This window comes from Bacillus paranthracis (genome assembly GCF_001883995.1).
Classification (GTDB): Bacteria; Bacillota; Bacilli; order Bacillales; family Bacillaceae_G; genus Bacillus_A; species Bacillus_A paranthracis.
Window position 1 is genome coordinate 1 of the sequence record NZ_MACE01000047.1, and the last position, 14966, is coordinate 14966.

Sequence of the window (14966 nt, forward strand, 5' to 3'; positions counted from 1 at the left end):
TTTCTTCTCTAAGAAACCTTTTAGTTCGCTAATTGGCATACGCACTTGTTCCATTGTGTCACGGTCACGTACTGTAACAGCTTTGTCTTCAACTGAGTCGAAGTCATAAGTGATACAGAATGGTGTACCGATTTCGTCTTGACGACGGTAACGTTTACCGATAGAACCAGTTTCGTCAAAGTCTACCATGAAGTCTTTAGCTAGTTCTGCAAATACTTCAGTAGCACCTTCAGATAGCTTTTTAGATAATGGTAAGATCGCTGCTTTGTATGGTGCTAAAGCAGGGTGGAAACGAAGAACTGTACGAGAATCGTTTTCTAATTGCTCTTCTTCATATGCATCACATAAGAACGCTAATGTTACGCGGTCAGCACCTAAAGATGGCTCGATGCAGTACGGTACGTAACGCTCATTCGTTTGTGGATCAATATAGTTAAAGTCTTCGTTAGAGTGTTCCATGTGACGTTTTAAATCGAAGTCTGTACGAGATGCAACGCCCCATAGTTCGCCCCAACCGAATGGGAATTTGAATTCAATGTCAGTTGTTGCGTTACTGTAGTGAGATAATTCCTCTTCACCGTGGTCACGAAGACGCATGCTTTCTTCAGTCATACCAAGTGAAAGTAACCAGTTCTTACAAGTTTCACGCCAGAATGCGAACCACTCTAAATCTTCACCAGGCTTACAGAAGAATTCAAGTTCCATTTGTTCGAATTCACGTGTACGGAATGTGAAGTTACCAGGCGTGATTTCGTTACGGAAGCTCTTACCGATTTGGCCAATACCAAATGGAAGTTTTTTACGCATAGAGCGTTGTACGTTTTTGAAGTTTACGAAAATACCTTGTGCTGTTTCTGGACGAAGGAAGATTTCGTTTGTGCTAGACTCTGTAACACCTTGGAATGTTTTGAACATTAAGTTGAACTGACGGATTTCAGTGAATTCTTCACTACCGCAATCAGGACATTTTACTTCATGTTCTTTCATTAAGTCAGCCATTTGGTCGAAAGTAAGACCATCAACAACCATTTCGATGCCTTTTGCATCTAATGCATCTTCAATTAATTTGTCTGCACGGTGACGCGCTTTACATTTTTTACAGTCGATCATTGGATCGTTGAAGTTACCAACGTGACCAGAAGCGATCCAAGTTTTTGGGTTCATTAAAATAGCTGCGTCTAAACCAACGTTGTATGGAGATTCTTGAATGAATTTTTTCCACCAAGCTTTTTTAACGTTATTTTTTAATTCGATTCCAAGTGGACCGTAATCCCAAGTGTTTGCAAGACCACCGTAAATTTCAGAACCAGGGAAAACAAAACCGCGATGTTTCGCTAAGTTTACTACTTGTTCCATTGAATACATAAGAAAATCCTCCTTTTGAAAGCTAACGTATTGGCGATGACGTGCTCAGGTAACTTGTGAAACGAGCAGTATATGCTTTGAAAAACATAAAAAAACGCTCATCCCAAGGCTTAATTGCCTAGGGACGAGCGTTTGCCCGCGGTTCCACCCTAGTTGATACACAAAAGGTGCATCCACTTTATCACGTATTGCTCGAGACTGCCGTTTCCTTGCGGCTTCAGGCTTTCACTATCCCTGAATCGCTTTTTGTGCAAGTACTTATAAGTCCGTCATCGCTACTTATATTAATAATAATGAACATATTCTAACACGTTCTTTTTTAAATCTCAATAGAGGAACGCGTCTATCTATGATAGAGTCTCGCCTATTTTTTCGTTATTTATTCCGTAATTTTCTTTAATGTGCTTAATTGCTTCACGCCTGCTGAGTGGGGCAAGCTCGTTATTTTGCACGTATTCCCAAACGACATCGGGCTTTGTTTTTGCATATTCACGAAGGACCCATCCAATCGCTTTTTGAATGAAAAATTCTTTCGAAGAATGTAGTTGTCCAATAACCCAAAAAAGAAGTTCTTCATCCATCTTTTGTTTATATTTTAGCTGGAATAAAATAGCGGCGCGTTGTAACCATATGTTATCTGATGCAATCCATTTTGGAATATAGGCAGAAATCAATTCTGGATGTTGTAAAAAGATATTACCTAAAAATGTAGGGACGATGCTATCGACAGTGTCCCACCAAGATTTTGTTACAATAAGTTCTTCTAAGAAGGGGATATGCGTTTCGTTTATATACTTTTTATATTTTTGCATCATATCGAGTGCAGCTGCCTGAAATTCTCGTTCTGGTAAATCCCACAGCTCACGTACGATAATTTGGAAGTCTTTTGGATCTGGGAGAGTATGTATTTGGATGACGTCTTTTAATAATTGTCTTCTTTCAGGTGTTTGAATACCAATAAATGGGAAGTGATTTTTCATATAACGTGCCATCGGTTCTGCTTTTTCCGGATTTTTGTGAGCTATGAAATGCTCTTGTAATGTTTTTACAAATGGATGCATCGGTTGTTCTCCTCTCTTATTATCTTACTCCTATTATTATACAGAGAGTTTGGTTGAATTTTAAAACATAACTTGCAATGCAATGAAATATGTTGAGAGTAGAGAGGAGAGGATAAGATGGAAGATCAAGGCTTACTAGCAGGTTTCTTTGCTCTTAGTTTTGCGTTTATTCTTGTTATATTGATTTGGGCAGTTATTGCGTATTTGTTAACGGCTTTTGCACTGTATACGATGGCGAAAAATGACGGTGCAACGGATGGAGTTCTAGCATTTATTCCTTTTTTAAATAGTAAAATATGGGGTGATTTAGCGAAAGATAAATTACCCGATTTCTTGAAAGAAGAAGCAGGATGGAAAGTATTCGGCATATATGTCGCATGTTTCATTTTTAATTTCGTACCAATTTTATATTTAATAGCAACAGCTGTATCCATTGTGTTGTCTATTTATCTTATCTACGCTATTTTAGACAGATATGGAACGAACTCTATATTATTTACGATTATTCATGTCATCACATTTTCAGTGTTCTTGCCGATTCACTTGTTCATTATCAGAAATGAGCCGGTGAGGTATAACGAGTAAGTTTAATTTAAATATGTGTAATGAAAAAAGCGCCCTGGTTATCAGAGCGCTTTTTGTGCTACATAAGGTAGCGTACATAAATATAAATATGAGAAATGATTAATGAAACGATCATAATTGGGAAACCGACTTTTAAGAAGTCCATGTAGCTAAATTTATGTCCTTCGCGGCTTGCGATACCTGCGACAATTACGTTAGCAGAAGCGCCGATTAATGTTCCGTTTCCGCCCAGACAAGCACCTAATGCTAATGCCCACCATAATACGTCGATTTGTGCGTCAGCAGGTGATAATCCTAATCCGACAGCCATATCGTTAATAAGAGGAATCATTGTTGCAACGAATGGAATGTTATCAATTGTTGCGGAGGCGATACCAGATACCCATAAAATAAGGATAGATGCGTAAGAAATATCTCCGCCTGTTATGCCAATTACTTTTTGAGCTAACATTTTAATAAGACCGATATCGATAAGTCCTCCAACGAGTACGAATAGTCCTGCGAAGAAGAAGATTGTTACCCATTCTACACTTGCGAATACTTCTTCAATTTCATGTTCTTTCACACCGATTAGCATAAGAACAGTAGCACCAGTTAAAGCGATGATAGCTGCATCAACGTGGAAAATGGAATGAGTCATGAAACCTACAATTGTAAGTCCAAGAACTGTTAAAGATTTTTTCATTAATAATGGATCTTTAATGTATTGTTTTTCATCTAAACTCATTAATTTTTTAACTTGTACAGGATCAGCGATTAATTGTTTGCGGTACATGAAGTAAAGTATTGTCGCTGTCACACCAATGATAATAATTACGATTGGCGCTAAGTTTAGTAAGAAAGCATTGAAATCTAAATGCTTATTGGCAGAACCAATCATAATGTTAGGTGGATCACCAATTAATGTTGCTGTTCCCCCAATGTTTGAAAAAATAATTTCAGAAAGTAAATAAGGGACAGGATTTACTTGCAGTATGCGCGTAATAGATAAAGTAACTGGAACAACAAGAAGTACAGTTGTAACGTTATCTAAAAATGCGGAACCAAGCGCAGTAAGTAAGGAAAGGGAAATTAAAATTTTAATTGGATTTCCTTGCGCTCCTTTTGCTGCTTTAATGGCAACGTATTGGAAGACGCCCGATTTACTCGTAATGTTCACCAAAATCATCATACCGATGAGTAGTGTAATCGTCCCCCATTCAATATGTTTCGTAAAGGCATTGTGTAAATCAACAACCCCCATAATTACCATGAGTGCTGCACCAAGAAGTGCGATGACAGCGCGATTAATTTTTTCAGAAATAATAATGGCATATGTAATTAAAAAGACTGCGATAGCAAAATAATACTGCCAGTTTGCGAGCTCTTGCGTTGTTTCGTGCAAAACTCTCATCTCCTTTCATTCACTTTTCTTAGTGTGTCAAAAATTAACTAGATGAAACACACATAACGTCATTATAAAGTAGAAAAATGTCGGATGTAAATGAAAGGGTTTATTTTGTTATATTTTCTGCAAAGGTTACTTTTTCTTATTTTTAAAAATATTTGCGGGCATTTGACATATATATAAGATACATCCAATCTGAATATTTAAAATGGAATTAGCATTCGAGCTTGTTCGTGTAGGAGTGTCAAATAGAAAGGAATGACAAAGATGATAAGGAAGGGATCGTATGAATGAACAACAATTTTTATTTTTGGATTTTGAGTTTACGATGCCCCAGCACAGAAAAAAACCAAAAGGATTTTTCCCGGAGATTATTGAGGTAGGACTCGTTTCGGTTGTTGGCTGTAAGGTAGAAGATACGTATTCAGCTCATGTTAGGCCGAAGACTTTTCCTTCTTTAACGGATCGATGTAAGAAGTTTTTAGGGATTAAACAAGAAGTCGTAGATAAAGGAATTTCGTTTCCAGAACTCGTTGAAAAACTTGCAGAATATGAAAAGAGATGTAAACCGACCATTGTTACGTGGGGAAATATGGATATGAAAGTGTTGAAGCATAATTGTGAAAAAGCGGGAGTAGATTTTCCTTTCCAAGGACAGTGTCGTGATTTATCACTTGAGTATAAGAAGTTTTTTGGTGAGAGAAATCAAACAGGATTGTGGAAAGCGATTGAAGCGTATGGAAAAGTAGGGACGGGTAAGCATCATTGTGCGCTAGATGATGCGATGACGACGTATAATATTTTTAAATTAGTAGAAAAAGATAAAGAGTATTTAGTGAAACCAGCACCTCCAACATTAGGGGAACTCGTTGATTTTTCAAAAGTGTTAAAGAAAGTGAGTACACAGTAACGACCAAATTGCACAGTATGTAATTTGGTCGTTTTGTTTTTTTAAAGTTTGTAGTCCTTTTTTAACTGTTCTAATGTTTCTAGACTACGAACCGCAAAAGGTGAATCATCTTCAGAAAATGAATTCATTTGAGTTTCTAATGCTAATTTGAGTGAATCTGTGTAATCTGGAATTTCTCCTTCATATTTCTTCACCATTTGCTCTGGAATGTTCGTCTGTTCACGAAAAGCTAAAGCACGTCTTTCGTGGAAAAATGGTACGTCAGCTTGTTTTACGTTATGTAAGTCACCTTGCACCGGATGTTTTAAAACAGCTAATACTTTTACGACGTAACTGCCAGGGCGGCTATTTGTAACCTCGCCAATGTATTTTCCCGTTTTATAAATACCAGTAACGATTTCGCCAATTTCAAATGTTTCTCTCATATTTTTCACCTCAAGTTTATAGTAAGGAAAGTAGGAGAAGGAGTCAAAGAAATCATTCGCTTTCGGAACGCCCCTTGAGAATATGGATAGGTTCAACTATAATTTAAATGTATATAACAGAAAATTCTGATGTTTTTCGAATCCTATAATTAAGGAGTGTTCGTTATGATGCCTTTATACTTTCCGGAAGATAAAACAGAATATATTATTCCAGGGATTGTTTGTGTTCTATTTATTATCGGTGCGATTGCTACATGGCGTATGTTCGTTCGTGTATCAAAACGAGAAGCAGATCGATTACAGAAAGTTGAAGAAAAGCTGTTAGCTGAAAAGAAACAGTAACTCATTTTTGTATGTTTCCCTCTATGCTCGGACAATCTAAGGGCAGAATGTATTTTGGAGGGAATAAAATGAAAAAACGGCTTTTTTTCAGTTGTTGTTTACTATTTCTGATGGCAGGTTGTGACCAAGGAAAGCCGAAAGAAATTGACGTGAAATTACATAATGCTTCAGGTGATGAAGTGGGGACTGCAAAAGTAACTCAGCAAACAAGCGGAGTGAAAATTACGATTAAAGGGGAAGGTTTCGCACCTGGCCCGCACGGACTACATGTACACGAAATTGGAGAGTGTAAAGCACCTCGTTTTGAATCAGCTGGAAATCATTTTAATCCAGATGATAAAAAGCATGGACTACTCAATCCGAAGGGTGCAGAAAACGGTGATTTACCGAACGTAATTGCAGATGGTTCTGGAAAGATTAAAGCAGAAATTGATGCGCCGCATATAACGCTTGAAGAAGGAAAAACGACGATTCATAGAAAAGATGGAGCGTCTATTATTATTACAGAAAACGCTGATGATGGCATGACACAACCGACAGGTAAATCAGGTGATCGAATTGCTTGTGGTGTTATTGTAAAAAAAGCGTCGGATATGAAGAAAAAGTAAAAGCTACCGTGCGCGGTAGCTTTTTTGTGTAGTGTAAGTGAAAATATATCAGCGATTATTGGAATATATCGACTGTAACTTAAAATATATCGACTGTAACTTAAAATATATCGGCGATTATTGGAATATATCGACCGTAACTCAAAATATATCGGCGATTTTTAAAATATATCGACTTACCGACAAAAGTTGACAAAGGAGGCTGTCCCAAACAGTCTCCTTTCTTATTATGAAAACGTATGGCGCAGTCTATTTAAAATTTCTTCTAAAACAGACCTTGGACAGCCGATGTTAATTCGAATATGTTCTTCGCCGCCTAATCCGTACTTCTCACCAGGCTCAACAATAATTTTTCCTTTTTCTTCGAGCAATTTAGTGCGCTCATCTTGAGAAAGCTGTAGGCGAGAGCAATCAATCCATAATAAAAAGCTACCTTCTGGCTTCGTTACGGAAAGAGTAGGTATGTGATCTTTCATATATTTACAAGCAAATTGAGCATTATCTTCTATATATAATCGAATTTCATTTAGCCAATCGTTACATTCTGTATAGGCACTTACCATCGCTGTATAGGCAAATATATTTAATCCGTGGAAGCCTTGTCTATATTGGATAGATGTAAAGGCTTGACGGAGTTTTTCATTTGGAATGATAATAATCGATGCTTGTAATCCAGCGATATTAAATGTTTTACTTGGAGCCATACAAGTAATCGTGCGCGCTGCTAATTCTTCGGATAAAGAAGCGAACGGTGTATGTGTATGATCTGCGTAAATAATATCGGAATGAATTTCATCTGCGACAACGATTACATTATATTTGGTACATAAAGATCCAAGCTTTGTTAGTTCCTCTTTCGTCCAAACACGCCCTATCGGATTGTGAGGACTGCAAAGAAGCATGAGTTTAATGCCTTGTTGAAATTGCCTTTCTAAATGCTCAAAGTCTATCGCATATGTATCATTTTGTTTCTGTAATGGACTTACGCATAATTGTCTGTTGTTTGTTGTGACCATTTCGAAAAATGGGGGATAAATAGGTGGTTGTACGAGAACGGATTCGTTTTCCTTTGTGAAGGCCTGTATGCTCGTACTAAGAGCTGGAACGATTCCGGCGCTAAAGACAATCCACTCTTTTTGAATATCCCAGTTGTACTGTTTTTTTGTCCAGTTACAAATAATATCGCCAATATTTTCGGGAGGAAGTGTATAGCCGAAAATAGGATGCTCGATACGTTTCTTTAAAGCAGCTTGAATTGGTTGTGGTACTTCAAAATCCATATCAGCAATCCAAGCATGGATAAGTTCTTCGTTTTTATATGTATCCCATTTTATACTATGGGTTCCACGTCGATTGACTGTTTTATGAAATAGTTGCATAAGTTTGCCCCCTTCTTCTGTAAAACCGTTAAGTTATGAAAGTTCTCTCTCTTCTTATAGAATAGCTGATGTGATAGGATAAAGAAAAGTATTAAAAAGTGAAAAGGCGGGAAGCGAATGGGTACATATGAAAAGATGATAGAGGTTGTGAAGAATTGGGATCCGTTTCAAATGGGACCGGAGTTTTATGAAACAGAAGCGAGCGATGTTGTGAACGTCGCAAGTGTGTTTGATGATTCAAAATACATCGCAAAGAAGATTCAACATATATACTTTATGTCTTTTGAGGAAGTACCTGCGCTTGAAAAATGTGAGAAGTTAGCTGTGGAATTACTTGTAATAAAAGAAGGCGGAAGTTGTTCATTGTAGGCTGTCGGAATTTCCGACAGCCTTTTTATATTACTGCGCAGAAAAAGCCATAATTTCTTCATAAACATGTTCCGGTTTTTCTTCAGGTAGTAAATGCCCTGTATTTTCGTAAGAAATAAATTTCGAATTCGGTAAATCTTTGTGCAGACGATGACCCACATGTACAGGGACGACCCGATCTTTTTCACCCCAAATGAGTAGCGTAGGTGTTTCGATTTTTTGTAATTCAGTTGAAGATAAGTCACCTTCACGATCTCGTATCATACGAGTTAAAGCGGGGAATATACGGTTGTCATAAAAAGGAGCAGAGTAACCGGCCTTCATTTCATCGTCAATTAATGAATGATCATGAACGACATTCATTAAGTTATGAACAATGCCGCGCCGTATAATCCAATTCTTTACGTATAAATGAAAGAACGGTAAATAAGAAGAGTACAGTAAAGGTAAAGTTGCGCGTGCTAAATAGCTAGAGCTACATAGTAAAATTGTCTTTGAAATTAATTCAGGACGTATACGGTTTACGTAAAGTGAAATTTGGCCGCCCATAGAATGTCCAACTAACACAATGTTTGAGAGAGATAAGTGTTCAATTAAATCGATTATAATCGTTGCTAAATTATGATAAGAATACTTAAATAGATGAGACTTATCACTCTTCCCGAACGGTGGTAAATCAAGGGCAATGACTGTTCCTTCTTTTGATAATAAAGGAATTAGACGGCGGTAGCTGAATGAGGAAGATAAAAAGCCGTGAACGAGTACGAAAGTAGGACGTTCTGTTTTATTTTCATGTTCATACAATTCGTAATGAACAGTAGTGCCGCGAGTGGAAAAAGTGAAATAAGGACAAGTAGATTCGTGATTCATTTTTTGTCACTCCATTGATTTTTGTTCATATCATTTCCAAGGCAGAAAAAAATATGTTAACAAAAAAAGGCAAGATGACGATGTCATCTTGCCTTTCGTATATTCAGTATTACCCGCGAACAATATTAGGCGGTGTTTTTCCTTGTAACGCTGCAACTAAATTTTCAGCGGCGGTCATAGCCATTTGTTGCCTAGTTTTTAATGTTGCAGATCCGATATGTGGTAAGGTCACAACATTTTGTAATGATAAGAGCGGATTGTCTTTTTGAATCGGCTCTTGTGTAAACGTATCGATGCCTGCTGCAAAGATTTTCTTTTCTGTTAACGCATCGATTAACGCTTCTTCATCTACTGTTTTCCCACGAGAAGCATTAATGAAGATAGCTGTTTCTTTCATGAATGAAAATTCCTTTTCTCCGATAAGATGGTACGTTTCATCTGTTAATGGAGTAAGAAGAACGATAAAGTCAGACTGCTTTAGAAGTGTCTGTAAATCACAATATGTAGCATCGAATTTTTGTTCAGCTTCTTCTTTTCGGCGACGGTTATAATAAAGAACATCCATATCAAATCCGAATTTCGCTCGTTTTGCAACAGCTTCACCAATTCGGCCCATACCGATAATGCCGATTGTACTATGGTGTACATCTAGCCCAAAGTGCTCTTTTCCAATTTCCGCATTCCATTTACCATTTTTTACGTAGGAGTCGAGTTCACAAACACGACGACCAGCAGATAACATAAGAGCAAAAACGAGGTCAGCTACTGTATCATCTAGTACGTAAGGTGTATTTGTTCCGATGACATTGCGCTTTTCCATCGCTTGTAAATCAAAATTATCGTAACCGACAGAAATGTTGCTTACTACTTTTAAGTTAGGAGCCGCCTCCAATAATTCTTCATTAATAGCAGATCCGAAATTTAATAAACCATCTTTATCTTGTATTTTCTCTAGTAGAACATCACGAGGTACCTTCTCATTTTGCTCCCATTTTTCATAATCACAGTGTTCTGATAAATAGTTTTCTACAAATGTTGGAACTGGTTCAGCAATATAAACTTTTGGTTTCACGATTCCATCCCCTTTCGCTTTATCATGCATTTTTCTGCTGAGTAAAGTTTCACTTTACCCCGCTTTAACGAGCAGTAAGACTCCCACCTAAAAAGACGGTTGAGACAAAGAAGTGAGGTGGGAGATCAACTGCTCGTAAAAGCCCGATTGGAGCGGGCTAATAATCCATGGGGTGAACCTTTCCATGGATTAAAGTTTCACTTTATTTTGACATAATTCACTAAAAAAATCTTCTTTTCAAACTGGAAAGGCTATTTGTATAATTTAGACACAAACGAAAAGGAAGGATGATTTATATGGTGACAGAAAAAGAATTAGAATTATTAGCTTGTCTTGAAAAAAGTAGTCGATTAACTGTAGATACATTAGCGAAGCTGTTAAATATAGAAGTAGAAGAAGTAAAGAAAATGGTTGAAAAATTAGAAGCGGAAAAGATTATCGTGGATTATGTAACACATATCGATTGGACGAAGGTGAAAGAACATACAGGTTTAACGGCAATGATTGATGTGAAAGTTACGCCAAAGCACGGCGTTGGGTTCGATGCGGTTGCTGAGCAAATTTATCGTTATTCAGAAGTGAAATCTGTGTATTTAATGTCAGGGACATATGACCTTTCTATTACATTAGAAGGAAAGACAATGGGAGAAGTGGCGATGTTTGTTTCTGAGAAATTAGCAACAATTGAATCTGTCGTTTCTACGACAACGCATTTTATTTTGAAGAAGTATAAACATGAGGGAATTATTTATGAAAAAAACGATGATGATAAGCGAATTGTGGTGACACCATGAAGCAATTTGAACTATCTAGAGCAGCGGAATCTTTACAACCATCTGGTATTCGAAAGTTTTTCGATTTAGCAGCAAATATGAAAGGTGTTATTTCGCTTGGAGTAGGAGAGCCTGATTTCGTTACACCTTGGAATGTGAGGCAAGCATGTATCCGTTCTTTAGAACAAGGATATACGTCATATACAGCAAATGCAGGATTATTGGAGCTCCGTCAAGAAATAGCAAAGTATCTAAAAAAACAATTTGCAGTTTCTTATGATCCAAACGATGAAATCATTGTTACAGTTGGAGCAAGTCAGGCGTTAGATGTAGCGATGCGCGCCATTATAAATCCTGATGATGAAGTACTCATTATTGAGCCAAGTTTCGTTTCTTATGCCCCGCTTGTGACATTAGCTGGAGGCGTTCCAGTTCCTGTGGCGACTACTTTAGAAAATGAATTTAAAGTACAACCAGAACAAATTGAGGCAGCTATTACAGCGAAGACAAAGGCAATTTTACTTTGTTCACCAAATAACCCAACAGGTGCAATGTTAAACAAGTCCGAGCTTGAAGAAATAGCAGTGATTGTTGAGAAGTACAATTTAATCGTATTATCTGATGAAATTTATGCAGAACTTGTATACGACGAAGCATATACAAGTTTCGCGAGTATTAAAAATATGCGCGAGCATACGATTTTAATTTCGGGATTTTCAAAAGGATTTGCAATGACAGGATGGCGTCTTGGTATGATTGCAGCTCCTGTTCATTTTTCAGAATTAATGCTCAAAATTCACCAATATTCTATGATGTGTGCCCCAACGATGTCTCAGTTCGCAGCACTTGAAGCGTTACGTGCCGGGAATGATGAAGTAATTCGGATGAGAGATAGCTATAAGAAACGCCGTAATTTTATGACGACATCTTTCAATGAAATGGGATTAACGTGTCACGTGCCGGGCGGAGCATTTTATGTCTTTCCTTCAATTTCTTCAACTGGACTATCTTCAGCGGAATTTGCAGAACAGTTATTATTAGAAGAAAAAGTGGCTGTTGTACCTGGAAGTGTATTTGGCGAAAGTGGCGAAGGGTTTATTCGTTGTTCGTATGCAACATCGCTTGAACAGCTTATGGAAGCAATGAAGAGAATGGAACGGTTTATAGAGAATAAAAAAAGGACAAAACACAATACGTTTTGTCCATAAAAGGGGGGGAATACTAGAAAGCCATGTGTTAGTATTCTATCCTAATATTGGAGAATTATACTTACTTAAGGAAATTTTTTCATGAATTTTGAATGAGCTCTGTCATAGTGGTATAATTTACTAATATAAGGTATGCGTATCCTGAGTAGCTTTACTTACGGTACGTATTAACTAATCGGATATTTAACAATAAATCATCTGCTTTGCTATCTACAATTGTAGAGAAAATGGTAAACGTATGGGAGTGTTTCATATGTCAGAACAATATACAACAGGAGTGGTTGTAACAGGGAAAGTGACTGGGATTCAAGATTACGGTGCATTTGTAGCGTTAGATGCAGAAACACAAGGACTTGTGCATATATCTGAAATTACAAATGGATATGTAAAGGATATTCATGACTTTTTAAAAGTCGGCGATACAGTAGAAGTAAAAGTACTTTCAATTGATGAAGAACACAGAAAAATGAGTTTATCGTTAAAAGCGGCGAAAAGAAAACAAGGACGGATTCTTATACCGAATCCATCTAAGGACGGATTTAATACGCTGCGAGAAAAGCTAACAGAATGGATTGAAGAGTCTGAGTTAACAAAGTAAAAGAGGAGCGCATATGAGCGTTCCTCTTTTACTTTTTCTTATGATATATATTTGCAAATATGATTGCATGCAATCATATTCGTATGTCGAAGGTGAGTAAGGACATACTGACTAGCGAATTTCGTTCGTTTCTGGGTGAGTACCAAGATTTTCTGATGGTTTAAAGAGTAAACCAAGATTGATCAGCCCAGAAATACCGACGATGCCGTAAATAATACGTGCAAGAGCTGAGTTTTGTCCACCGAAAATGGCTGCCACTAAGTCAAACTGGAAGAACCCAATTAATCCCCAGTTTACAGCGCCAATTACAGTAAAGACTAATGCGATACGTTGCAAAGTACTCATGAAAAAGCCCCCCTTAATTGTGAAGCATGAGCAAGCGATGAGTTAATTAACTCTTTTATAGAATGGGGTAGTTATGTTGTTTTTATACATAAAAAATGTTCGAAATAGGATGTATATACATCTATACCGAAAAATGCGAATTTTTATGCAAAAAATGAACTTTTTTTAAAAAATATATATTGGTTACGTTTACAAGGGGTGAATCGCTTGATTTACAACTTCAGTTTCGCTAAAGTGAATACAGAAATACATATCCATAATTGGAGGGAAAAAGATGAGTACACATGTAACGTTCGACTATTCTAAAGCGTTATCCTTCATCGGTGAACATGAAATCACTTATTTACGTGATGCAGTGAAAGTAACACATCACGCAATCCACGAAAAAACTGGAGCTGGGAACGATTTCCTTGGGTGGGTAGACCTTCCGCTTCAATATGACAAAGAAGAATTTGCTCGCATTCAAAAATGCGCAGAAAAAATTAAAAATGATTCTGACATTTTACTTGTTGTAGGTATCGGTGGTTCTTACCTAGGAGCACGTGCAGCAATTGAAATGTTAAACCATTCTTTCTACAACACACTTTCTAAAGAACAACGTAAAACTCCACAAGTGCTATTTGTTGGACAAAACATTAGCTCCACTTACATGAAAGATTTAATGGATGTACTAGAAGGTAAAGACTTCTCTATTAACGTTATTTCCAAATCAGGTACAACAACAGAGCCAGCACTAGCATTCCGTATTTTCCGTAAGTTATTAGAAGAAAAGTATGGAAAAGAAGAAGCTCGCAAACGTATTTATGCAACGACAGATAAAGCGCGTGGTGCATTAAAAACATTAGCTGATAATGAAGGTTACGAAACATTCGTTATTCCAGATGATGTTGGAGGACGTTTCTCTGTATTAACGCCAGTTGGTTTATTGCCAATCGCAGTGAGTGGCTTAAATATTGAAGAGATGATGAAAGGGGCAGCTGCTGGTCGTGAGGACTTCGGTACATCAGAACTAGAAGAAAACCCAGCTTACCAATACGCAGTAGTTCGTAACGCTCTATACAATAAAGGAAAAACAATTGAAATGCTTGTTAACTATGAGCCAGCACTTCAATACTTCGCTGAGTGGTGGAAACAGTTATTTGGTGAAAGTGAAGGAAAAGATCAAAAAGGTATTTTCCCATCTTCAGCAAACTTCTCAACTGACTTACATTCATTAGGTCAATACGTTCAAGAAGGTCGTCGTGACTTATTTGAAACAGTGCTAAAAGTAGGTAAACCTACACATGAACTAACAATCGAATCAGAAGAAAACGATTTAGATGGATTAAATTACCTTGCTGGTGAAACTGTAGACTTCGTAAACACGAAAGCATACGAAGGTACACTACTTGCACATAGCGATGGCGGAGTACCAAACTTAATCGTAAATATTCCTGAATTAAATGAGTACACATTTGGTTACCTTGTATACTTCTTCGAAAAAGCATGTGCGATGAGCGGCTACTTATTAGGCGTAAATCCATTTGACCAACCAGGAGTAGAAGCATACAAGAAAAACATGTTTGCTTTACTTGGTAAACCAGGATTTGAAGAATTAAAAGCAGAATTAGAAGAGCGTTTAAAATAATAAAAAGCGGCCGGATCCGGCCGCTTTTTATTATTTCATCGA

The 14966-nt window shown here is 37.3% G+C and carries 17 protein-coding genes; 9 read left to right on the forward strand and 8 right to left on the reverse strand.

Features of this window, described 5'->3' with window-relative positions; genetic code table 11:
- A partial coding sequence (locus BAQ46_RS16860) for a glycine--tRNA ligase (protein WP_071742206.1) occupies nt 1-1365 on the reverse strand: 1365 nt, incomplete at its 3' end.
- 347 nt (nt 1366-1712) lie between these two features.
- Nucleotides 1713-2426 carry a DNA alkylation repair protein gene (locus tag BAQ46_RS16865; protein WP_000553329.1) on the reverse strand — a complete coding sequence of 238 codons (714 nt, stop codon included), beginning with the start codon at nt 2424-2426 and terminating at the stop codon, nt 1713-1715.
- Between the two features lie 117 nt (nt 2427-2543).
- Here BAQ46_RS16865 and BAQ46_RS16870 point away from each other — a divergent pair, with 117 nt between their 5' ends.
- Nucleotides 2544-3011: a hypothetical protein gene (locus tag BAQ46_RS16870; RefSeq protein ID WP_000390057.1), complete on the forward strand. Its 468-nt coding sequence runs from the start codon at nt 2544-2546 to the stop codon at nt 3009-3011.
- Between the two features lie 58 nt (nt 3012-3069).
- On the opposite strand, the gene BAQ46_RS16875 is transcribed toward BAQ46_RS16870, so the two are convergent.
- Nucleotides 3070-4395 carry an ArsB/NhaD family transporter gene (locus tag BAQ46_RS16875; protein ID WP_000545224.1) on the reverse strand — a complete coding sequence of 442 codons (1326 nt, stop codon included), beginning with the start codon at nt 4393-4395 and terminating at the stop codon, nt 3070-3072.
- A gap of 289 nt (nt 4396-4684) precedes the next feature.
- Here BAQ46_RS16875 and kapD point away from each other — a divergent pair, with 289 nt between their 5' ends.
- Nucleotides 4685-5308: a 3'-5' exonuclease KapD gene (kapD, locus tag BAQ46_RS16880; RefSeq protein ID WP_001005369.1), complete on the forward strand. Its 624-nt coding sequence runs from the start codon at nt 4685-4687 to the stop codon at nt 5306-5308.
- A gap of 41 nt (nt 5309-5349) precedes the next feature.
- Here kapD and kapB read toward each other — a convergent pair whose 3' ends face one another.
- Entirely contained in the window at nt 5350-5733 is a 384-nt protein-coding gene (gene kapB, locus BAQ46_RS16885; RefSeq protein WP_001209341.1) for a kinase-associated lipoprotein KapB, read from the reverse strand.
- A gap of 165 nt (nt 5734-5898) precedes the next feature.
- Here kapB and BAQ46_RS30705 point away from each other — a divergent pair, with 165 nt between their 5' ends.
- The gene (locus tag BAQ46_RS30705) at nt 5899-6075 is read left to right on the forward strand and encodes a hypothetical protein (RefSeq protein WP_000982758.1); all 177 of its coding nucleotides are present in this window, start codon (nt 5899-5901) and stop codon (nt 6073-6075) included.
- Between the two features lie 68 nt (nt 6076-6143).
- Nucleotides 6144-6683, forward strand: coding sequence for a superoxide dismutase [Cu-Zn] (sodC, locus tag BAQ46_RS16895; protein ID WP_000746504.1), 540 nt, complete (start codon nt 6144-6146; stop codon nt 6681-6683).
- A gap of 227 nt (nt 6684-6910) precedes the next feature.
- Here the strand turns inward: sodC and BAQ46_RS16900 are convergent, their stop codons facing one another.
- Nucleotides 6911-8062 (reverse strand): MalY/PatB family protein, encoded by a 1152-nt coding sequence (locus tag BAQ46_RS16900; RefSeq protein WP_061131733.1) that lies wholly within the window; start codon nt 8060-8062, stop codon nt 6911-6913.
- 117 nt (nt 8063-8179) lie between these two features.
- On the opposite strand from BAQ46_RS16900, the gene BAQ46_RS16905 reads away from it, so the two are divergent.
- Entirely contained in the window at nt 8180-8431 is a 252-nt protein-coding gene (locus BAQ46_RS16905; protein ID WP_000537636.1) for a YugE family protein, read from the forward strand.
- 30 nt (nt 8432-8461) lie between these two features.
- On the opposite strand, the gene BAQ46_RS16910 is transcribed toward BAQ46_RS16905, so the two are convergent.
- Together BAQ46_RS16910 and BAQ46_RS16915 are read right to left on the reverse strand one after the other, a co-directional pair.
- Entirely contained in the window at nt 8462-9301 is an 840-nt protein-coding gene (locus tag BAQ46_RS16910; protein WP_001015188.1) for an alpha/beta fold hydrolase, read from the reverse strand.
- Between the two features lie 109 nt (nt 9302-9410).
- Nucleotides 9411-10403: a 2-hydroxyacid dehydrogenase gene (locus BAQ46_RS16915; protein ID WP_000543730.1), complete on the reverse strand. Its 993-nt coding sequence runs from the start codon at nt 10401-10403 to the stop codon at nt 9411-9413.
- Between the two features lie 266 nt (nt 10404-10669).
- On the opposite strand from BAQ46_RS16915, the gene BAQ46_RS16920 reads away from it, so the two are divergent.
- The 3 genes from BAQ46_RS16920 (at nt 10670) to yugI (ending at nt 12952) form a co-directional block, all read left to right on the forward strand.
- Nucleotides 10670-11167: an Lrp/AsnC family transcriptional regulator gene (locus tag BAQ46_RS16920; RefSeq protein ID WP_000255706.1), complete on the forward strand. Its 498-nt coding sequence runs from the start codon at nt 10670-10672 to the stop codon at nt 11165-11167.
- The gene (locus BAQ46_RS16925) at nt 11164-12354 is read left to right on the forward strand and encodes an aminotransferase (RefSeq protein ID WP_000808515.1); all 1191 of its coding nucleotides are present in this window, start codon (nt 11164-11166) and stop codon (nt 12352-12354) included. Before BAQ46_RS16920 ends, BAQ46_RS16925 begins: the two co-directional genes overlap by 4 nt.
- A 253-nt stretch (nt 12355-12607) precedes the next feature.
- Entirely contained in the window at nt 12608-12952 is a 345-nt protein-coding gene (yugI, locus tag BAQ46_RS16930; RefSeq protein WP_000003767.1) for a S1 domain-containing post-transcriptional regulator GSP13, read from the forward strand.
- 111 nt (nt 12953-13063) lie between these two features.
- Here the strand turns inward: yugI and BAQ46_RS16935 are convergent, their stop codons facing one another.
- Entirely contained in the window at nt 13064-13297 is a 234-nt protein-coding gene (locus BAQ46_RS16935) for a DUF378 domain-containing protein (RefSeq protein ID WP_000105788.1), read from the reverse strand.
- Nucleotides 13298-13571: 274 nt separating this feature from the next.
- Here BAQ46_RS16935 and BAQ46_RS16945 point away from each other — a divergent pair, with 274 nt between their 5' ends.
- Nucleotides 13572-14924 (forward strand): glucose-6-phosphate isomerase, encoded by a 1353-nt coding sequence (locus BAQ46_RS16945; RefSeq protein ID WP_000103660.1) that lies wholly within the window; start codon nt 13572-13574, stop codon nt 14922-14924.
- Nucleotides 14925-14966: the final 42 nt, after the last annotated feature.